Source organism: Veillonella faecalis, from assembly GCF_024677885.1.
In the GTDB taxonomy this organism is placed as follows: Bacteria; Bacillota; Negativicutes; order Veillonellales; family Veillonellaceae; genus Veillonella; species Veillonella nakazawae.
The window spans coordinates 510,866-531,845 of sequence record NZ_JALBWL010000002.1; the positions used below are offsets into that span (position 1 = coordinate 510,866).

Annotated in this window: 14 protein-coding genes and 5 tRNA genes; 18 read left to right on the forward strand and 1 reads right to left on the reverse strand. The window is 40.3% G+C overall.

Going from position 1 to position 20,980, the window contains the following annotated elements; translation table 11 throughout:
* Positions 1-42 precede the first annotated feature (42 nt).
* The 15 genes from MOQ65_RS06105 to rplL all read left to right on the forward strand — a co-directional run bounded on the left by MOQ65_RS06105 (position 43) and on the right by rplL (position 8,596).
* On the forward strand, positions 43-537 hold the full coding sequence (locus MOQ65_RS06105; protein WP_257846975.1) for an undecaprenyl-diphosphate phosphatase: 495 nt from the start codon (positions 43-45) through the stop codon (positions 535-537).
* A gap of 107 nt (positions 538-644) precedes the next feature.
* Positions 645-720: transfer RNA gene (locus MOQ65_RS06110), tRNA-Thr, on the forward strand.
* Positions 721-729: 9 nt separating this feature from the next.
* Positions 730-814: transfer RNA gene (locus MOQ65_RS06115), tRNA-Tyr, on the forward strand.
* Between the two features lie 5 nt (positions 815-819).
* Positions 820-895, forward strand: a tRNA-Met gene (locus tag MOQ65_RS06120).
* A gap of 32 nt (positions 896-927) precedes the next feature.
* Positions 928-1,003, forward strand: a tRNA-Thr gene (locus MOQ65_RS06125).
* A gap of 5 nt (positions 1,004-1,008) precedes the next feature.
* Positions 1,009-1,085 (forward strand) — tRNA-Met (locus tag MOQ65_RS06130).
* Positions 1,086-1,327: 242 nt separating this feature from the next.
* Positions 1,328-2,515 (forward strand): elongation factor Tu, encoded by a 1,188-nt coding sequence (tuf, locus tag MOQ65_RS06135; RefSeq protein ID WP_105084932.1) that lies wholly within the window; start codon positions 1,328-1,330, stop codon positions 2,513-2,515.
* Positions 2,516-2,692: 177 nt separating this feature from the next.
* Entirely contained in the window at positions 2,693-4,930 is a 2,238-nt protein-coding gene (locus MOQ65_RS06140; RefSeq protein ID WP_257846976.1) for a nitric-oxide reductase large subunit, read from the forward strand.
* Between the two features lie 270 nt (positions 4,931-5,200).
* Complete coding sequence (gene rpmG, locus MOQ65_RS06145) at positions 5,201-5,350, forward strand: 50S ribosomal protein L33 (RefSeq protein ID WP_004693530.1); 150 nt, start codon at positions 5,201-5,203, stop codon at positions 5,348-5,350.
* Between the two features lie 41 nt (positions 5,351-5,391).
* A complete protein-coding gene (gene secE, locus MOQ65_RS06150; RefSeq protein ID WP_060924347.1) occupies positions 5,392-5,613 on the forward strand; it encodes a preprotein translocase subunit SecE in 222 nt (73 codons plus the stop codon).
* A 12-nt stretch (positions 5,614-5,625) separates the two neighbouring features.
* The gene (gene nusG, locus MOQ65_RS06155) at positions 5,626-6,162 is read left to right on the forward strand and encodes a transcription termination/antitermination protein NusG (RefSeq protein ID WP_005385471.1); all 537 of its coding nucleotides are present in this window, start codon (positions 5,626-5,628) and stop codon (positions 6,160-6,162) included.
* 102 nt (positions 6,163-6,264) lie between these two features.
* On the forward strand, positions 6,265-6,690 hold the full coding sequence (rplK, locus tag MOQ65_RS06160) for a 50S ribosomal protein L11 (RefSeq protein WP_004693535.1): 426 nt from the start codon (positions 6,265-6,267) through the stop codon (positions 6,688-6,690).
* A 75-nt stretch (positions 6,691-6,765) separates the two neighbouring features.
* The gene (rplA, locus tag MOQ65_RS06165) at positions 6,766-7,476 is read left to right on the forward strand and encodes a 50S ribosomal protein L1 (protein ID WP_005385473.1); all 711 of its coding nucleotides are present in this window, start codon (positions 6,766-6,768) and stop codon (positions 7,474-7,476) included.
* Between the two features lie 174 nt (positions 7,477-7,650).
* On the forward strand, positions 7,651-8,157 hold the full coding sequence (gene rplJ, locus MOQ65_RS06170; RefSeq protein WP_105084930.1) for a 50S ribosomal protein L10: 507 nt from the start codon (positions 7,651-7,653) through the stop codon (positions 8,155-8,157).
* Positions 8,158-8,227: 70 nt separating this feature from the next.
* Positions 8,228-8,596, forward strand: a complete 369-nt coding sequence (gene rplL / locus MOQ65_RS06175; protein ID WP_005385476.1) for a 50S ribosomal protein L7/L12 — start codon at positions 8,228-8,230, stop codon at positions 8,594-8,596.
* A gap of 49 nt (positions 8,597-8,645) precedes the next feature.
* Here the strand turns inward: rplL and MOQ65_RS06180 are convergent, their stop codons facing one another.
* Entirely contained in the window at positions 8,646-10,262 is a 1,617-nt protein-coding gene (locus tag MOQ65_RS06180; protein ID WP_257846977.1) for an ArnT family glycosyltransferase, read from the reverse strand.
* Between the two features lie 262 nt (positions 10,263-10,524).
* On the opposite strand from MOQ65_RS06180, the gene MOQ65_RS06185 reads away from it, so the two are divergent.
* From MOQ65_RS06185 to rpoC, 3 genes are all read left to right on the forward strand, one after another.
* A complete protein-coding gene (locus MOQ65_RS06185) occupies positions 10,525-11,940 on the forward strand; it encodes an aspartate ammonia-lyase (protein ID WP_178885497.1) in 1,416 nt (471 codons plus the stop codon).
* Between the two features lie 331 nt (positions 11,941-12,271).
* Complete coding sequence (gene rpoB / locus MOQ65_RS06190; RefSeq protein ID WP_257846979.1) at positions 12,272-16,426, forward strand: DNA-directed RNA polymerase subunit beta; 4,155 nt, start codon at positions 12,272-12,274, stop codon at positions 16,424-16,426.
* Between the two features lie 29 nt (positions 16,427-16,455).
* Positions 16,456-20,658 carry a DNA-directed RNA polymerase subunit beta' gene (gene rpoC / locus MOQ65_RS06195; protein ID WP_178885493.1) on the forward strand — a complete coding sequence of 1,401 codons (4,203 nt, stop codon included), beginning with the start codon at positions 16,456-16,458 and terminating at the stop codon, positions 20,656-20,658.
* Positions 20,659-20,980 lie beyond the last annotated feature (322 nt).

Genomic DNA, 20,980 nt, shown 5'->3' on the forward strand with positions numbered 1-20,980 from the left:
ATTGCCATGAGTTATGACCGCATATAAAAGGCAGGTGATATCATGGACCAATATGTAATTGCCCTCATTTTAGGTGTTATAGAAGGTATAACAGAATGTATTCCTGTATCTAGTACAGGGCATATGATTATTATTGGGCCGATTCCTGTGATAATAGGTCTTTTGGTAGGCGCCCTTTTTATGATTTATGCAGAAAAAAGACGAGTGACTACAAGACTGGTAGATTCTGTAAATAATTTATCTATATACCAATGCTTCCAGATTGGGCTCTATCAAATGCTCTGTTTGTGGCCTGGATTTTCGCGGTCTGGCGCTACCATTGCAGGGGGCATGTTAATCGGTTGTACTCGAAGAGCTGCTGCTGATTTTTCGTTTATCATGGCTGTACCAGTCTTTATCCTCCTTTGGGTATTATCGGATAATAGTGGCTATATTAGCAATTATCTATCTTTATCTATGATTGCCAATGAGGAAAAAATGAAGTTTAAAAAGTTTAGAAAAAATACTTGCATAGGGTATCGTTTCATGTTATTATGATTAAGCACTAAGGGATACCGCAGTGAACGAAAAAACTTCAAAAAAGTTTTTAAAAAGTTCTTGACACTTAGTGGGACGGATGATAAAATACATCTTGTCGTAATGATGCTGGCGTAGCTCAATTGGTAGAGCAGCTGACTTGTAATCAGCAGGTTGTGGGTTCAATTCCTATCGCCAGCTCCATTTTATTTTGGAGGGATTCCCGAGCGGCCAAAGGGAGCAGACTGTAAATCTGCCGTCTTCGACTTCGAAGGTTCGAATCCTTCTCCCTCCACCATTTATAGCGGGGTGGAGCAGTTGGTAGCTCGTCGGGCTCATAACCCGAAGGTCGCAGGTTCAAGTCCTGTCCCCGCAACCACAAAAATTCACAGTGAAATGATCGTTCATTGTGCTGGTGTAGCTCAGTCGGCAGAGCGTATCCTTGGTAAGGATAAGGTCACCGGTTCAATCCCGGTCACTAGCTCCATACATGGCGGCATAGCTCAGTTGGCTAGAGCAATCGGTTCATACCCGGTGTGTCCGCGGTTCAAATCCGTGTGCCGCCACCATTAAACCTCACATTGGTGAGGATTTTTTTATTTCTCCATAAAATATAAATTGAAGCTGATGAGTGTAAGGATTACATTTGTCAGTTTTTTTATTTTAGAAGAATATTTGTATTTTTAGAAGTTTTTCTATATATGGTATAATAATGTATAAGGGAATCTTATATTCCATTGATAAATTAGGGTTAATATATTATATTAATACTAGAATGTAATTTGTTTTTGTGAAGGAGGATACAATCCTAATGGCAAAAGAAAAATTTGAACGTACGAAACCGCATGTTAACATTGGTACAATCGGTCACGTTGACCATGGTAAAACTACTTTGACAGCTGCAATCACTAAAGTATTGGCTGAAAAAGGCCAAGCTGATTTCCAAGATTACAGCATGATCGATAAAGCTCCAGAAGAACGTGAACGCGGTATCACAATCAACACTGCACACGTTGAATACGAAACTGAAAACCGTCACTATGCACACGTTGACTGCCCAGGCCATGCTGACTATGTTAAAAATATGATCACTGGTGCGGCTCAAATGGACGGCGCTATCTTGGTATGTTCCGCAGCTGACGGCCCTATGCCTCAAACTCGCGAACACATCTTGTTGGCTCGCCAAGTTGGTGTTCCTGCAATCGTAGTATTCTTGAACAAAGCTGACATGGTTGACGATGAAGAATTGATCGAATTAGTAGAAATGGAAGTTCGTGAACTTCTTTCTTCCTACGAATTCCCTGGCGACGAAGTACCTATCGTTGTAGGTTCCGCTTTGAAAGCTTTGGAAGGCGACGCTCAATATGTAGCTAAAATCGACGAATTGATGGCAGCTGTAGACTCCTACATCCCAACTCCAGTTCGTGATACTGACAAACCTTTCTTGATGCCTGTGGAAGACGTATTCACAATCACTGGTCGTGGTACAGTAGCAACTGGCCGTGTTGAACGTGGTCAAGTAAACGTAGGCGACACAGTAGAAGTTGTAGGCTTGAAAGAAAAAGCTGAACAATACGTAGTAACTGGTCTTGAAATGTTCCGTAAAACTTTGGATTCTGCAGTAGCAGGTGATAACGTTGGTGCATTGCTTCGTGGTGTAGACCGCAAAGACATCGAACGTGGTCAAGTATTGGCTAAACCAGGTTCCATCAAACCACATACAAAATTCAAAGCAGAAGTATACGTATTGACTAAAGAAGAAGGTGGCCGTCATACTCCATTCTTCTCCAACTACCGTCCACAATTCTACTTCCGTACAACAGACGTAACAGGTGTTGTAAACCTTCCTGAAGGTGTAGAAATGTGTATGCCTGGCGATAACGTAACAATGGATATCGAATTGATCACTCCAATCGCTATCGAAGAAGGTCTTCGTTTCGCGATCCGCGAAGGTGGCCATACAGTAGGCGCTGGCGTTGTAACTGAAATCGAAGGTTAATTCATAATCTTTGTAGTAAATAGGACCCCAATTGGGGTCCTATTTTTGTATTAATTTATATATTGTTTATTGTATTTGTAACCAAAGATACAGAATTATTCTACTAATAGTGCTATTATTACCTCAAGGAGAGCAAAGGCTCTCCTTTTGTGTTTTTATAGAAAAGGAGGTAATGTGATGGGTGAATACAAAAAGTATTGGATAGCCGTAGTAGCCGTTCTTATTATTGGTTTTTCTATTCTTGGTTATCTAGGTACTGATGTGTATCATCAAGCACCGCCAGTGCCGACTGCGTATGTATCTCAAGATGGACAGGTCTTGTTCACTAAGGAAGATATTTTACATGGTCAATCGGCATGGCAATCTACAGGTGGTCAATCGGTAGGGACCGTTTTAGGTCATGGCGCATATCAAGCGCCTGACTGGACAGCAGATTGGTTACATAAAGAAGTATCCGTGATGTTGGATATTAAATCTCAAGAGGCCTTTGGAGCTCTTTATGACCAATTGGGACCTGTACAACAAGCAGCTGTTAAAGAAGTTGTGAAAAAAGAGTATTTAGGTAGTGCAGTCCGTGAAGATGGAACTGTTGTTTTATCTCCAGAACGAATTACGGCAATGAATTTAACTGGTCGTTATTTTGTTGAGTTGTACGGTGATAATCCTGATTTAACATTGACTCGTGATCATTTTGCGATGAAGGATAACACGTTACCTGAGTTACAAGATCGCATTGATATGGCACGCTTCTTCTTCTGGACTACTTGGATGGCATCTACACAACGTCCTGGTACAGATGCAACGTATACAAACAACTGGCCACATGAACCTTTGTTGGATCATAATCCTACACCTGAAAGTATCGCATGGTCTGTTGTGAGTGTTATTATCTTATTATGTGGCATTGGTGTAGTTGTATGGTTATGGGCCTTTGGTAAAAAGGATGATGACCATGCATTGGTTCCACCAACAGAAGATCCAATTAGCAAGATCACGTTAACGCCATCTCAACGTGCATTAGGTAAATATTTGTTTACAATCCTAGCATTGTTCTTATTCCAATTGGGGATGGGTGGGATTATTGCCCACTATACTGTAGAAGGTCAAGCGTTCTATGGTATTCCATTAGCGCAATATTTCCCTTATTCTATTGCACGTACATGGCATATTCAGGCATCTTTGTTCTGGATTGCGATGGCATTCTTGAGTGCTGGTCTATTCTTGGCACCAATCATTAATGGTGGTAAAGATCCTAAATATCAAAAGCTTGGGGTGGACATCTTATTCTGGGCTCTTGTAGTTCTTGTAGTAGGTTCCTTCGCTGGTACATATTTAGGCGTAGCACATCAAATTCCAGCAGCGTGGAATTTCCTTCTCGGACACCAAGGTTACGAATATATCGAGTTAGGTCGTATTTGGCAGTGGATTGAATACATTGGTATTTTATTCTGGCTTGTACTCATGATACGTAGCATTATTGGTGCATTCAAGCAAAAAGGAGATAAAAACCTCATTGCAGCCTTCATATTCTCCGTTATCATGGTAGGTATCTTCTATGGTCCAGGGTTATTCTATGGTGAACATAGCCATTTGGCGATTATGGAGTATTGGCGTTGGTGGGTAATCCATCTTTGGGTTGAAGGCTTCTTCGAAGTATTCTCCACTACATTGATGGCATTTATCTTTGTTACATTAGGGCTTGTATCGTACCGTGCTGGTACAGTTGCGGCCATCTCTTCTGGGGCTATTTATCTCATCGGTGGTATCCCTGGTACATTCCATCATTTATACTTCACAGGTGTTACATCCACTATCGTGGCAACAGGCGCATCCTTCTCTGCGTTAGAAGTAGTACCACTTGTACTCTTAGGTTATGAAGCTTTTGAAAACTATACACGTCTTCATAGTGCTCCTTGGATGCATCGTCTAAAATGGCCTGTGTATTGTTTCATTGCCGTGTCCTTCTGGAATCTAGTGGGGGCAGGGGTATTCGGATTCTTGATCAACATGCCTGTATCCTTGTTCTACATCCAAGGTCTTAATACAACTGCAGTACATGCCCACACAGCATTGTTTGGTGTGTATGGTTTCTTAAGTCTAGGATTTGTATTCCTTATTGCTCGCTATATCCGACCTGAAGTAGAATTTAACGATAAGCTAATGAAGTTCGGTTTCTGGGCTCTCAATATAGGCCTTGCCTTAATGGTGCTCATTAGCTTATTGCCGATTGGTCTTATCCAAGCGTGGGCAAGCATTACACATGGCTTGTGGTTTGCACGTAGCGAAGAATTTATGCAACAACCATTGTTACAAAACTTACGTTGGCTTCGTATGATTGGTGATACAATACTAATCATTGGTGCCGTAGCATTCTTCTGGCAAATTGTGAAAGTTCTATTTCCGAAGAAATCCTAATTGACAGACATAATATAATTCTATGCATTAACGGCATAAATTGTATGAAAAATATGTGATAATTTAGTACCATATTAATGGCGTTCCTTTATAGACAAGGAACGCCATTTTTTGTTATACTATCCATGTCAGGTACATGTGCCTGGCTTTTTTGAGTTGCTCAAAATTCTTGACATAGCTTGCTACGTATGATATATTTCTTTAGTATGTAGTCGAGCGTTTTCGAGTACAAGAGACAGATTTAGTAAATACAAAGCGAGGTGTATCCGGATGCGTAATGCCATTACTTTAGCTTGCACAGATTGCAAACAACGTAACTATCAAACGAACAAGAACAAAAAGAACAATCCTGATCGTATTGAAATGATGAAATATTGCAAATTCTGCGGTAAACATACATTACACCGTGAAACAAAATAATTCTTATCATTCATTACCTGTTGATTTGAGGATGTGAAACAATGGCAAAGTCTAACTCAGCAGTGCAGCAGCGTGGTGGATTTGGAAAATTCTTCCGCGGTGTGAAAGCTGAACTTAAAAAAGTAGTCTGGCCAACAAAAAAAGAACTCATCAATTATACAATAGTAGTATTTTTAGTGACGATTTTTATCGCCTTTATTATCTATATACTTGATGCAGTCTTTGCCCAACTTTTTAATACGTTGTTGCACTTTGTTGGATAAGGGGGCCATTTCATGGAAGCAGATAAGAAGTGGTATGTAATTCATACCTATTCAGGCTACGAAAATAAAGTTAAAACCACTCTTGAACTTAAAGTTCAGTCTATGGGTCTACAAGATGTGATTAGCCGTATTTTGGTACCTCTTGAAGACGAAATAGATGAAAAAGATGGGGTTAAAAAAGTAGTAAAACGTAAGATATTTCCTGGGTACGTATTGGTTGAAATGGAAGTTAACGACCGCTCTTGGTATGTTGTACGCAACACACCAGGTGTAACAGGTTTCGTTGGTTCTGCCACTAAACCAGTTCCACTTTCTGATTCCGAAGTAGAACATATACTTAAGTCTCAGGGCTTGGATAAGAAACCAAGCATCAACATCGATGTAGAAGTTGGTGAAACGGTACGCATTACGTCCGGGGCCTTTGAAGATAAACTAGGTGTTATTACCGAACTTAACCCTGAAAAAGGAACATTGAAACTTAATGTGGAAATGTTCAACCGAGATACCGAGGTAGAGGTAGAGTTCTCTCAAATTGAGAAAGCTCTTTAATATATATATTATGACTCTAAAAAGAGCAATCGATTTTGGTTGCCAGTGGGAGGATATATATCCGTTACCACCACAGTATAAGCATAGGAGGTTTAATTACCCATGGCTAAGAAATTAGTTAAACAAGTAAAACTACAAATTGAAGCCGCTAAAGCTACTCCAGCACCACCAGTTGGTCCTGCACTAGGTCAAGCAGGTGTTAACATCGTTGCTTTCACAAAAGAATTCAACGAACGTACTGCTAAACAAGCTGGCTTAATTATCCCAGTAGTTATTAACGTATATGAAGATCGTAGCTTCGACTTCATCACTAAGACTCCACCAGCTGCAGTATTATTGAAAAAAGCTGCAGGTATCCCAAAAGGTTCTGGTGTACCTAACCGTGATAAAGTAGCAAAAGTAGGTCGCGATAAAGTTCGTGAAATTGCTGAATTGAAAATGCCTGACTTGAATGCTAATACCGTAGAACAAGGTATGCGCATGGTAGAAGGTACTGCTCGCAGCATGGGCATTGAAATCGTTGACTAATAAGCGTACGACTTGCGCATAAGCGCAAATCGGTGGGAGGGAATTCCCGTTTGACCACATAAGGAGGATATTATAATGGCAAAAGTAGGTAAGAAATACGCTGAGGCAGTAAAACTTATTGAAGCTGGTAAGTTCTACGAACCAGTAGAAGCAATCGAGTTGGTTAAGAAAACTGCAACTGCAAATTTCGATGAAACAGTTGAAATCGCTTTCAACTTGAATGTCGACCCTAAATACGCTGATCAACAAGTTCGTGGTGCAGTAGTATTGCCTCATGGTACTGGCAAAACTAAACGCGTTCTTGTATTCGCAAAAGGCGACAATATTAAAGCAGCTGAAGAAGCTGGTGCAGATTTCGTAGGTTCTGAAGAGTTAGTAGCTAAAATCCAAGGTGGTTGGAGCGACTTCGACGTAGTAGTTGCTACACCAGACATGATGGGTCAAGTTGGCCGTCTTGGTAAAATCTTGGGTCCTAAAGGCTTGATGCCAAACCCTAAAGTTGGTACAGTAACTCCAGACGTTGCTCGTGCAGTAAACGAAATCAAAGCTGGTAAAATCGAATACCGTACTGATAAAGCAGGTATTATTTCTTGCTCCATCGGTAAAGCGTCCTTCGATGAAGAAAAATTACTTGACAACTACCGTACAATCGTTGATACTATTATCAAGGCTAAACCTGTAGCAGCTAAAGGTCAATACATTAAATCTGTAACCTTGTCCGCTACAATGGGCCCTGGTGTGCCTTTGAACGTGTTCAAATTGAGCAACGTTACAAAAGAGCAATAATCACATATGTCTCTTAGCTGTAGACGGCTGGTATGTATAATGGATGAAAATCCGCCCGCTGAGGCTGACACTAGAACAATCTAGGACTAGTTCGACCTCATCGCGTGCGATGGGGTCGTTTTTTACGCTAAGATAGTACATAGAGCACCAAAAAATCTACAAGGAGGTAATCTAATGGCTGTCACTGAACAAAAGAAAGCAATCGTTGCTCAAATGAAAGAAACTCTTTCTGAAGCAAAAGGCGCTGTATTGATTGGTTACTCTGGTTTGACTGTTGCGCAAGCAACTGATCTTCGCCGCAAAATGTTGGCTGAAGGTGTTGAATACAAAGTAATCAAAAATACTTTGACTCGCATTGCTGCAAATGAATTGAATCTTGAAGGTTTCGCTGAGCATTTGGAAGGTCCAACTGCATTGGCTACTTCTAAAGAAGATGCTGTTGCACCTGCGCGTGTAATTGAACAATTCATCAAATCTACTGAGAAAGAAGTTGTAACAGTTAAAGCTGGTATCGTTGAAGGCGAAGTTATGGACGCTGCAGGCGTTAAAGCAATTGCATCTCTTCCAAACCGCGAAGGTATGCTTTCCATGTTGCTTTCCGTATTGCAAGCACCTGTTCGCAACGTTGCATACGCTGTCAAAGCTGTTGCAGAAGCTCAACCTGCAGAAGCTGCAGAATAATAATTTCTGCGCATTATCAATTGGTCGCTTAAGACTGATACAATAAACTATTTTATGGAGGAAAACTAAAATGGCATTGAACATTGAAAACATCGTTGCTGAATTGAAAGAAGCAACTATTCTTGAACTTAATGATCTTGTAAAAGCAATTGAAGAAGAATTTGGCGTAACTGCAGCAGCTCCTGTAGCTGTAGCAGCTGCTGGTGGTGCTGAAGGCGGCGCTGCTAAAGATTCCTTCGACGTAATCTTGAAAGATGCTGGCGCATCCAAAATCAACGTAATCAAAGTTGTTCGTGAAGCAACTGGTCTTGGCTTGAAAGAAGCTAAAGCTATCGTTGACGGCGCTCCTGCACCTGTAAAAGAAGGCGTAGCTACTGAAGCAGCTGAAGCTTTGAAAGCTCAATTGGAAGAAGCTGGCGCAACTGTAGAATTGAAATAATTCTAGCCATAATAAAAGGCGTACCCTCGGGTACGCCTTTTTTGTTTAGTTACTGAATTTGATAAATTCTAGTTGATTCATTTTTACCAACTTCTGTGGCCATTATATTTGTTGGAGAATTAGTAAATTCTTTACTATATTTGTTCGGTACAATAATGATAGCACCTTTTTCTGCAGATACTCTTCTGTCAAATTCCTCCAGTGTTATGGTTGGCATTAATGTTTTTCCTGCTGTCCATAGGGGGTTATCTGTAGTATGTACAAATACTTGTGTTGGTGTATTTTCGGTATAATACAAAATCGATGTATAGTATGTACCATATATATAAGTATGCTGTGTATTAGATTTAATATATGGTTTGAATTGAAGGCCTGATTGGTCATATAAAATAGGAGTTACCGTTATCGTAATAGCCGTATATAAAATGATTAACGGTGTAGCTAAACCTATAGATAATGGTAACTTCTTGTTTCTATACTGTTTTGCTAATAGTGTAAATAATACTATTGTGATTAATGCAATGATTAGTGGTATTGGATTTAATTCAGGTGTTGCAATGCTGGCAGTTACAAATAAGACGGTATATATGCCTAATGGAATAGTAACAATATACTTAAAACTATTAGCCTTATTATTGAAGCTAATAGTAATAGCTTCAGCACCCCAGATGATACAAGGAATTATGGCTGGTAAAGTATAGGTTATATATTTCGTCGCTACCAATGAATAAAATAATACAATAATTATAAACCAGATGGCACCAATTAGATGAAAATCATTTTTCCATTTTATACTTTTAAGTCTGTAAATTACGGCTGGTGTCCAAGGTAACAGTGCAAGAGGAACAATAATTAAGTAATAATACCAAACGTTAAATTTCGGATGTTCTGATACTAGTGCTCGTTCCATATTATGTAGACCTAAGAAACCAGATATGAATTCTTGACCGTGAATCGAGTACATAGCGATGTACCATGGACTGGCAAGAACTATAAATAAGAGAATTCCCAAAGGATTAAATAATAATGTAATATCCTTAGCAAGTGAGTAATCATCCTTATCTTTTTTGGTAAACCATCGTATAGCAATAAATAGTAATAGTATTAATCCAGGAAGAACAATACCAACGGGCCCTTTAGTTACGACCGCTAAGGCTGCTGCCCCATAGGCTTTCACCATGGAATGTTTATCGTTCTTGGTGAAAGCTAGATAAGAATAGCCGAAGATGGCTAGTGAAAAGAAGAATAGGAAGCCGTCTGTTATGACTGCGTGAGAAATGTACCAGAACTGTAAGGCACCAAACAAAAGTATGGCACTCGTAATTGCTATATGCGTGGACTCTTTAATGCGATACACAAGATGGTACATAAGCGCAACACTGCCACCAGCAATAAGTGTATTTGGTATGCGCGATGTAAAGTCAGATATGCCAAATAGTTTATAGCTTATCATGAGAGCCCAATAGGTGAGGGGCGGTTTATCATACCAGACTTGGTCATATATCATGGGGGATATCCATGAGTTATGTTTTAACATTGTAATAGCAGATAATACATAGTTAGATTCAACCGGATCGGTTATGGGTAGATAGGCGTTATAGAAACCGTAACTTAGTACAGTTAGTAAAAATAGCGCACCTATGCGCAGCATGTGATTGTTAATCATAGTGACTCCTTACTTACATAGTTTATATTATTGTACTATAGGGCGTGTAATAATTAAACCAATGAAAGATAAAGGTTTTATCAATATGGAAATAGTTACAAAAAAATTATTTATGAAATAATATATTGTATAGAATATTGTTTGTACAGAATACATGAAATGACTTTTATGTATACAAAATACATGCTATAATGAGCGCGTAAGATAAAACCGTTCCATTGAAATACTATTTTGTATAAAAATAGTAGAAAGAGGATTTATTATGAGAAAAGAACATGATTTCTTAGGTGAATTAGAAGTAGCTGATGAATTATATTACGGTGTACAAACAATTCGTGCATTAGAAAACTTCCATATTACAGGTAAACACTTGGACCAAGACTTTATCAAAGCATTGGCAATGGTAAAAAAAGCATCTGCTTTAGCGAATATGAAAACTGGTCGCTTAAATGTATCTATTGGTAAAGCTATTGTACAAGCTGCAGACGAAGTAATTGAAGGTCAATTTGCGGACCAATTCCCTGTTGATCCAATTCAAGGTGGCGCAGGTACTTCTGTAAATATGAATATGAACGAAGTATTGGCTAACCGTGCTTGTGAAATTTTGGGTCATCCAAAAGGAAGCTATGATATTGTAAGCCCTAACAACCATTGTAATATGGCACAATCTACAAATGATGCTTTCCCAACAGCAATCAAGGTATGTGCAATTTTGAAATCTAAACCTTTACTTGAAGCCTTACAACGCCTTGTTGATGAACTTGAGAAAAAGGCTGATGAATATAGCGAAATTTTGAAAATGGGTCGTACTCATTTACAAGATGCGGTGCCAATTACATTAGGCCAAGAAATGGGTGCCTATGCATCTGGTGTTCGCCGCGGTATTAAACGTATTAAATCTGCCGTTGAAGGTGCACATGTAATTAACATGGGTGCAACTGCAGTTGGTACAGGCCTTAATGCGGAACCTAATTATATTCATGATGTAGCATACGAACTTAGTGAAGTAGTAGGCGAACCATTCTACACAGCTGAAAACTTAATTGATGCTACAAACAATACAGATATCTTTGCTGATATCTCCAGTGGTTTGAAAGTTACGGCTCTTGTATTGATTAAAATGGCTAACGACTTCCGCTTGATGGCATCTGGTCCTCGTTGTGGTATTGGGGAATTGAAATTGCCTGCTCGCCAACCTGGTTCTTCCATCATGCCAGGCAAGGTTAACCCTGTTATCGCCGAAGTATTGAACCAAGTATGTTACCAAGTAATCGGTAATGACTTAACAATTACATTGGCTGTAGAAAATGGTCAATTCGAATTGAACGTAATGGAACCTGTATTGGCTTATAACTTGTTCAATAATCTTTGCTATCTCAAAAACGGCGTAAATACATTTGTTGATAAATTACTCGTAGATCTTGAAGTAGATCGTGAACAATGCGAATACTGGTTGAATCGTTCCGTTGGTATCGTAACAGCATTGTTGCCACACCTTGGCTATGAAACAGCATCTTCTCTTGCGAAAGAAGCGTATACTACTGGTCGTGCTATCCGTGATATCATCTTGGAAAAAGGTTTATTGACTGAAGATGAAATCAATCATATCCTTTCTCCTAAAGAAATGACTCGCCCTGGTATTGCTGGTGCTAATCTTTTAAAACAAAAAGGCAACTAACATAGTCAGTTGTTTTGACACATGAATAAAGCATGAAAATGAAAGACTGTCAACCCTTTTGGTTGACAGTCTTTTTTAATACTGATAGAATTATATATTGCAAAAGTAGCGTTTCCTGCTTTTGGATATAAAAACTATAACTTGAATAGTGATTAGGTTTTCTTCCAAGGTTGTGCTTGGTTAATGGAAAGCAAGGTTATTTTTAAAAATGAAATGGGCCTTGCTTTATTTGACGTTATCCGAGCAGGAAAACTGAGACCTGTAAGATGTCTTTTCCGTGCCGTTATAGAAAATGGTAGACCAGTGTGTTTTGATAGGGGTGAAAGCAAATATGTTCAAACCTGAACAGGTAGGCAAACGAACTCGTTATACGTACGCAAAAATTAACGAAGTTATCAAGATGCCGCATTTATTGGACATTCAGCGTAAATCGTATGAGTGGTTCTTGGAGAGTGGTTTACAAAATATTTTCAACGATATTTCTCCGATTAAAGACAATTCAGGTAATCTAGTACTTTCTTTTGAAGGTTTCAGCTTAGGTGAACCTAAGTATGATATTAATGAATGTAAAAACCGTGATGCTACTTACGCAGCACCACTTCGTGTAAATATTCGCTTAGTAAATAATGATCCAGAAAATATGGACATTAAAGAACAAGAAGTATTCATGGGCGATTTCCCATTGATGACTGACACAGGTACTTTCATCATCAATGGTGCAGAACGTGTAATCGTATCCCAATTGGTACGTTCTCCAGGCGTTTACTACAATAAAGAAATCGATACAATGGGTAACCGTTTGTACGATTCCACAGTTATTCCTAACCGTGGCGCATGGATTGAGCTTGAAACTGATGCAAGCGAAGTTGTTGCTGTTCGTATTGACCGTAACCGTAAATTACCAGCTACTGTATTGGTACGTGCATTAGGTTGGGATACTAATGAAAGCATCCTCGACCTCTTCTGGAATGGTAAAACTGATGAAGATGGTTTGCCAGTATATGATGAACGCATCGTTCGTACATTAGAAAAAGATACAACTCAATCTGCTGATGAAGCATTGGTTGAAATCTATAAAAAATTACGTCCAGGCGAACCTCCTACAGTAGAGTCTGCTCGTAACTTGTTCGATAACTTGTTCTTCGATGCACGCCGTTATGACTTAGCGCGCGTTGGTCGTTACAAATTGAACAAAAAACTTGGCTGGCGTCAACGTATGTTGGGTCAAACATTGGCTCAACCAATCGTAGATCCAGAAACTGGCGAAATCATTCTTGATGCAGGTGTACAAGTTGGAGAAGAACAACTTGATATCGTTGCTAATAGCCATGTATTCGATGGTGAAGGTTTCGCTGAGTTCTACATCGTAAATAACGATGGTGTAGAATCTAAAGTTATCTGTAACAACTGCAACTTGCCATATGATCACCGTACAGTCACAAGAGAAGACATGATCGCTAACATCTCTTACTTGCTCAACCTTATGGATGGCGCAGGTCATACAGATGATATCGACCACTTGGGCAACCGTCGTCTTCGCTGTGTAGGTGAATTGTTGCAAAACCAATTCCGTATTGGTTTAACTCGTATGGAACGTGTTGTTCGTGAACGTATGACAATTCAAGAAATCGAATCTATCACGCCTCAAGCGTTGATTAACATTCGCCCTGTAGTGGCAGCAATCAAAGAATTCTTTGGCTCTTCCCAATTGTCTCAGTTCATGGACCAAACAAACCCATTAGCAGAATTGACTCACAAACGTCGTCTTTCTGCCCTTGGCCCTGGCGGTTTATCTCGGGAGCGTGCAGGCTTCGAAGTTCGTGACGTGCATCACTCTCACTATGGCCGTATGTGTCCAATTGAAACTCCAGAAGGTCCAAACATCGGTTTGATCAACTCCTTGTCTAACTATGCGAAAGTAAATGAATTCGGTTTCATTGAGGCTCCATACCGTAAAGTAGAAAAAATCTATGGTACGGGTGCTGATGCAGACAAAGTTGTAAAAGTTCGTGTCACTGATTCCGTTGTATACATGACAGCAGATGAAGAAGAAGGTATGACAATTGCCCAAGCGAACTCCCCAATCGATGCTGAAGGTTACTTCACTAATGAACACGTTGCTTGTCGTCGTGGTCATGACGTATTGGAAGTTACACCTGATAAGGTAGACTACATGGACGTTAGTCCAAAAGAAGTTGTATCCATCGGTACAGCTATGATTCCATTCCTTGAAAATGACGATGCTAACCGTGCCTTGATGGGTGCGAACATGCAACGTCAAGCGGTACCACTCTTGCGCGCTCAAGCTCCACTTGTTGGTACAGGTATGGAATATACAGCAGCTACTGACTCCGGCGTTTGCGTGCTTGCTCGTGAAGCTGGTAAAGTTGTACGTTGCTGGGGTAATGAAATCCACGTTCTTCGTGATAGCGATGGTCGTGTTGATACATATCGTTTGAATAAATTCCTTCGTTCTAACCAATCCACATGCTTTAACCAAAAACCAATCGTTAATCGTGGCGACCATGTTGTAAAAGGTCAAGTATTGGCTGATGGTCCTGCTACTGATGGCGGTGAATTGGCGTTAGGTTATAACGTTCTTGTAGCGTTCATGCCTTGGGAAGGTTATAACTACGAAGATGCGATCTTGCTTAGTGAAGAGCTTTGTAAAGAAGATATCTATACATCCATTCATATTGAAGAGTACGAATGTGATGCGCGTGACACTAAATTAGGTGCTGAAGAAATCACTCGTGAATTACCTAATACTGGTGACGACACACTTAAAAACCTTGATGAAGATGGTATCATCTGCATTGGTGCAGAAGTACATCCTGGCGACATTCTCGTAGGTAAAGCTACACCAAAAGGTGAAACTGAATTAACACCTGAAGAACGCTTATTGCGCGCTATCTTTGGTGATAAAGAACGCGAAGTTCGCGACACATCCTTGCGCGTACCTCATGGCGAATCTGGTAAAGTTGTAGACGTTAAAGTCTTCACTCGTGAAAACGGTGACGAATTACAACCAGGTGTAAATAAACTTGTTCGCGTATACATCGCTCAAAAACGTAAGATTCATGAAGGCGATAAAATGGCGGGCCGTCATGGTAACAAAGGTGTCGTTTCTCGCGTTATGAGAAAAGAAGATATGCCATTCCTTCCAGATGGTACTCCAGTGCAAATCGTATTGAACCCATTGGGCGTACCTTCTCGTATGAACATCGGTCAGGTTCTTGAAACTCACTTGGGTTGGGCTGTTCAAGGCTTAGGTATGAAAATCAAAGCTACAGACCTTCACATCCAAAACGTGTTGAAAGAAGCTCGTACAGATGCATCTTATTGGGAACAAATTGACGCTATTCGCGGCTTATATGCTGAAATTGAAGAATTAGAAGCAAAAGCTAAAGAAGATGTGACTGTTCCTCATTTCGACATCGATGAAAAAATCATCGACTTGAAATCTCAAATTCTTGGTCATGTAGAATCTGCAGCGCAAAAGAAACTTGAAGCTCTTGGCGGCGAAGCTCGTTATCAAGAACTTAAAGCTATTGAAGCTAAATACAATGCACTTCATGTAGAATTCTTTGACTCTGAAGAAGATGCTCCAGAAATGGATCCAGCTCTTGTAGAAGAATTAGAAGCTATTAATAAAGTTAAAACTACATTGAACCATATTGAATCTGCTCGTGCTAAACGCGTTGAAATTCGTCATGAACTCGAAGGCCTTGGTTACGATTATGAAACATATGGCATGCCAAAACCAGATGTAGCTGGTATTCACATTGCTACACCTGTATTTGATGGTGCGCATGAAAAAGACGTATTTGAAACATTAGGCATTGCTGGTCGTTCCGATGATGGTAAAACAGTATTGTACGATGGTCGTACTGGTGAACCTATGGATAACCGTGTAACTGTTGGTTACGTATACATGCTTAAACTCCATCACTTGGTTGATGATAAAATCCATGCTCGTTCCACAGGTCCGTACTCCCTTGTTACACAACAACCATTGGGCGGTAAAGCTCAATTCGGTGGTCAACGTTTCGGGGAAATGGAAGTTTGGGCTCTCGAAGCATATGGCGCAGCTTATACACTTCAAGAGCTATTAACTGTTAAGTCTGACGACGTTGTTGGTCGTGTGAAAGCATACGAAAAAATCGTTAAAGGCGAAAACATCCCTGAACCAGGTGTACCTGAGTCCTTCAAGGTATTGCTCAAAGAACTTCAAAGTATTGGTCTTGATGTAAAAATCTTGAATGAAGATCAAGAAGAAGTTGTTATGAAAGAACTTGATGACGAAGATGAAGTGGTAGAAACTGGCATTGAAGAAGTTATGGATGGCAGTGCAGTAGAAACTGATGAAGTAACTGTAGTAGAGCCAGAAGTAGAGGAAGAAGCACCTGCTGATAACGGCGGTGAAGATGATATCCTTAGCCAATTGGCATTCCCAATGGGCGATTCCTCTAACGATGAAGACTAAAACTATCTATAAGGAAGGGAGCGATAGTAGTGCTAGACGTAAATGAATTCGATTCCATGCGAATCGGTTTAGCCTCTCCAGAGCAGATCTTAGCTTGGTCTCATGGGGAAGTTAAGAAACCTGAAACTATTAACTACCGTACGTTGAAGCCAGAACGTGATGGTCTATTCTGCGAACGCATTTTTGGACCAACAAAGGACTGGGAATGTCACTGCGGCAAATATAAACGCATTCGCCATAAAGGCGTAGTCTGCGATAAATGTGGTGTAGAGGTTACACGTGCAAAAGTACGTCGTGAACGTATGGGCCATATCCAATTGGCTACTCCTGTATCTCACATTTGGTACTTCAAAGGTATCCCATCCCGTATGGGCCTTATCCTTGACGTATCCCCACGTTCCTTGGAACGCGTATTATACTTTGCTTCCTACATCGTAGTAGATCCAGCTGGTACTCCATTGGCAAAACGCCAATTGTTGTCCGAGCAAGAGTACCGCGAATATGAAGCTCAGTTTAACGAAGACGGTTATACTATCGGTGGTAAATCCGTTGTAATCGAAACAGTAGCTCAACGTAACGAACGTTTAGCTATCGTTCGTGAAGCACAACGCAAAGAGCGCTATAATGCTGCTCTTCGCGATGATGCAACAATCCCAGAAGCAGATAAAGAATACGAAGAACTAACTCGTGAAGAGCGTTATGAATTAGGCGCTGCTGAAGAGGTTCTCTTCGCATGTATCGACATGGGTGCTGAGGCTGTAAAAGCTCTTTTATCAGAACTTGATCTCGAAGCATTGAATGCTGAATTGCGCGAAGAATTGAATACTGCAAGTGGTCAACGTAAAATTCGTGCGGTTCGTCGTTTAGAAGTGGTAGAAGCATTCCGTCAATCTGGCAATCGCCCAGAATGGATGATTATGGATGTTGTTCCTGTTATCCCACCTGAATTGCGCCCTATGGTTCAATTAGATGGTGGTCGTTTCGCTACATCTGACCTCAATGATTTGTACCGTCGTGTTATCAACCGTAACAACCGTTTGAAACGTTTGTTAGATTTAGGTGCTCCTGATATCATTGTGCGCAACGAAAAACGTATGCTTCAAGAAGCTGTTGACGCATTGATCGATAATGGTCGCCGTGGTCGTCCTGTAACAGGCCCTGGTAACCGTCCATTAAAATCCTTGTCCGATATGCTTAAAGGTAAACAAGGTCGTTTCCGTCAAAACTTGCTTGGTAAACGTGTTGACTACTCCGGTCGTTCCGTTATCGTAGTAGGTCCTGAACTTAAAATGCACCAATGTGGTTTGCCTAAAGAAATGGCATTGGAATTGTTCAAACCTTTCGTTATGAAACGTTTGGTAGAGCGTGGTCAAGCATCCAATATTAAGGCTGCTAAACGCCAAGTAGAAAGAATCGGTCCTGGTGTATGGGAAGCCTTGGAAGAGGTAATCAAAGAACATCCAGTTCTCTTGAACCGTGCCCCTACATTGCATAGACTTGGTATCCAAGCCTTCGAACCAATCCTTTGGGAAGGCCGTGCTATCAAATTGCATCCTTTAGTATGTACAGCCTTCAACGCCGACTTTGACGGTGACCAAATGGCATGTCATTTACCATTGTCCGTAGAAGCACAAGCGGAAGCTCGTACATTGATGCTTTCTAGCCATAATATCTTGTCCACTAAGGACGGTAAGCCAGTAGCAGTACCATCTCAAGATATGATCTTGGGTACATACTACTTAACAGTTGTACGTGAAGATACTCGTGATAAAGCAAAAACATTTGCTACTTATGATGAAGTAATGCTTGCATACGAATCTCATATTATTGGCTTGCAAGATATTCTTTATATCCGTTTACCTGACCATGGCCGTGTAGAAACAACGGCAGGTCGCTTGATCTTCAACAATGCGCTATTCCCAGAATTGTGGCAATATGAAAAACGTGAAGATGGCACTTACTCTTTAGGTAAGGTTATGGATAAGAAAACAGTTGGTAAATTGGTTGACCAATGCTTCCAATTGTTTGGCAATGAAAAGACTGCAGAACTCTTGGACCGTATTAAATCCTTGGGTTACTCCTTCGCACGTCGCGCAGGTATGACTGTAGCTATTGCAGATATTAAAGTACCAGAAGTAAAAACTGGCTTGTTAGACACAGCGGAACAAGAAGTAGAAAAAGTATCTCGCTTGTATCGTCGTGGTCTTATTACAGAAGAAGAACGTTACCGTAAAACTATCCAATTGTGGACTCAAGCAACAGAAGATGTTACTGATGCCATGATGGATAATATGGCGCGCGATAAAGATGGCTTCAACCCTGTTTACATGATGGCTATCTCTGGTGCCCGTGGTAATAAACAACAGATCCGTCAGCTTGCTGGTATGCGTGGTTTGATGGCCGATCCATCTGGTCGTATTATCGACTTGCCAATCAAAGCAAACTTTAAAGAAGGCTTGACTGTATTGGATTACTTTACATCCTCTCATGGTGCTCGTAAAGGTTTGGCCGATACGGCGCTTCGTACAGCTGACTCCGGTTACTTGACTCGTCGTCTTGTTGACGTATCTCAAGACGTTATCGTTCGCGAGGACGATTGTGACGTTGTAGGTATCGATCTCGTTCGTGAACGCGCTCGTTTGGCTACATCTCCACGTCAAGCATTGGAATTGTTAAAAGATAAACTTATTGGTCGTGTATTAGATAAAGATGTTGTGAATGTAGAAACAGGGGAACTTGTTGTACCTTCCGAAACTATCTTAGACGAACAATGTTTAGCTGATATTGCTGAATCCGGCGTAACATCTATCGCATTGCGCGGTGTACATTTAGGTTCTGACAGCGATATCAACCATACTAACTTGGTTCAAAAAATTATTCTTGGTGAAAGCGATGACAGCATCCGTGCAACATTGAAAGAAACTATGGTTCAAAATATGTTGAACAAGGATACTGTACATGCTATCGTTGACAGCGAAGGTGTAGAAATCTTCCCCGCTGATACACGTCTCACTGAAGAAGGCATCGAAGCTATCCTCAACTCCGATGTAAAAGAAGTACAAGTACGCAATAACGAAATCCACGGTATCGAAGTGGAAGCGATTGTTGAGGGTACTGGCGTTATTGAACCATTAAAAGATCGTATCGTAGGTCGTATTGCAGCTGAAGAATTGGTTAATAAAGAAACTGGCGAAGTTATCGTTCCTCTTAACGGTGAAATCACAGAACCATTGGCTGATGAAGTTGTAAAACACTATGAAACAGTTAAAATCCGTTCCGTATTGACTTGCCGCAGCCCTTATGGCGTATGTCGCAAGTGCTATGGTCGCGACCTTGGTACAGGTGGTCAAGTTCAAGTTGGTGAAGCTGTAGGTATTATTGCAGCGCAATCCATCGGTGAACCTGGTACTCAGTTGACAATGCGTACATTCCATACAGGTGGTGTCGCAGGTGACGATATTACACAAGGTTTGCCACGTGTCGAAGAATTGTTCGAAGCGCGTAAACCAAAACGTAATGCTATCATCGCAGAAAATGAAGGTACAGTTCGCGTTGTACCTAACGAAGGTAAAAAAGGTACTAATACAATCTTCATCACTGGTGAAGACGGTATTGAACTTGATTACCTCATCCCTTACGGTTCTCGCATTATCGTTAAAGACGGTGATGTTGTATCCTTAGGCGCACGTTTGACAGAAGGTTCTATTAACCCTCATGACATTATGCGTGTAATGGGGACTGAAGCAACTCAACGTTACCTCGTTTACGAAGTACAAAAAGTATATAAATCTCAAGGTGTAGAAATTAACGATAAACATATCGAAGTTATCGTTCGTCAAATGCTTCATAAAGTAAAAGTTGAAACAGCTGGCGATGCAGATATGCTTCCAGGGGATATGGTCGACGTTAATACCTTTGACGAAGAAAACCGTCGTCTTACTCTTAATGGCCGTGAAAATGCTACAGGCAAACGTACATTGTTGGGTATTACTAAAGCTGCATTGGCTACGGATTCCTTCTTGTCTGCTGCGTCCTTCCAAGAAACAACACGTGTTCTTACAGATGCCGCTATCAAAGGTAAAATCGATCCATTATTGGGCTTAAAAGAAAACGTAATCATCGGTAAATTGATCCCTGCTGGTACTGGCATGAGCCGTTACCGTAAGATTGAGGTTGTTAAAAACACACCTGAAATCATCGATATTACAGAAGAAGCTGCTGTAGAAGAATAATCTATTGCAATAGAAGAGAGCGTGCCTTAGGGCACGCTCTTTTTTTATAGATACTAAATTTCTCTGTTAAGATGTAATTGTCAGAAAGAATAAATAAACCTATTCGTTTAATAATATAGATATATTGAATATGGTTAATAAAATTGAACTAAAAAATGACTATTTATTTTTCAGCTATATCAATTATGCATACATGAAATGTGATTAATTAAAATAATATGAAAATTATGTATAAAAATGAGAATAAAATAGCTGTTTTTGCATAAAAATTACATATATTGTTATATGATTCGCCATTGTGAAACGCACGGAAACGTGTACA

What these genes read in the sequence shown, in the direction of transcription:
- MOQ65_RS06105 (WP_257846975.1), top strand. Translation starts at nt 43, where the DNA reads ATGGACCAATATGTAATTGCCCTCATTTTAGGTGTTATAGAAGGTATA.
- tuf (WP_105084932.1), top strand. Translation starts at nt 1,328, where the DNA reads ATGGCAAAAGAAAAATTTGAACGTACGAAACCGCATGTTAACATTGGT.
- MOQ65_RS06140 (WP_257846976.1), top strand. Translation starts at nt 2,693, where the DNA reads ATGGGTGAATACAAAAAGTATTGGATAGCCGTAGTAGCCGTTCTTATT.
- rpmG (WP_004693530.1), top strand. Translation starts at nt 5,201, where the DNA reads ATGCGTAATGCCATTACTTTAGCTTGCACAGATTGCAAACAACGTAAC.
- secE (WP_060924347.1), top strand. Translation starts at nt 5,392, where the DNA reads ATGGCAAAGTCTAACTCAGCAGTGCAGCAGCGTGGTGGATTTGGAAAA.
- nusG (WP_005385471.1), top strand. Translation starts at nt 5,626, where the DNA reads ATGGAAGCAGATAAGAAGTGGTATGTAATTCATACCTATTCAGGCTAC.
- rplK (WP_004693535.1), top strand. Translation starts at nt 6,265, where the DNA reads ATGGCTAAGAAATTAGTTAAACAAGTAAAACTACAAATTGAAGCCGCT.
- rplA (WP_005385473.1), top strand. Translation starts at nt 6,766, where the DNA reads ATGGCAAAAGTAGGTAAGAAATACGCTGAGGCAGTAAAACTTATTGAA.
- rplJ (WP_105084930.1), top strand. Translation starts at nt 7,651, where the DNA reads ATGGCTGTCACTGAACAAAAGAAAGCAATCGTTGCTCAAATGAAAGAA.
- rplL (WP_005385476.1), top strand. Translation starts at nt 8,228, where the DNA reads ATGGCATTGAACATTGAAAACATCGTTGCTGAATTGAAAGAAGCAACT.
- MOQ65_RS06180 (WP_257846977.1), bottom strand. Translation starts at nt 10,262, where the DNA reads ATGATTAACAATCACATGCTGCGCATAGGTGCGCTATTTTTACTAACT.
- MOQ65_RS06185 (WP_178885497.1), top strand. Translation starts at nt 10,525, where the DNA reads ATGAGAAAAGAACATGATTTCTTAGGTGAATTAGAAGTAGCTGATGAA.
- rpoB (WP_257846979.1), top strand. Translation starts at nt 12,272, where the DNA reads ATGTTCAAACCTGAACAGGTAGGCAAACGAACTCGTTATACGTACGCA.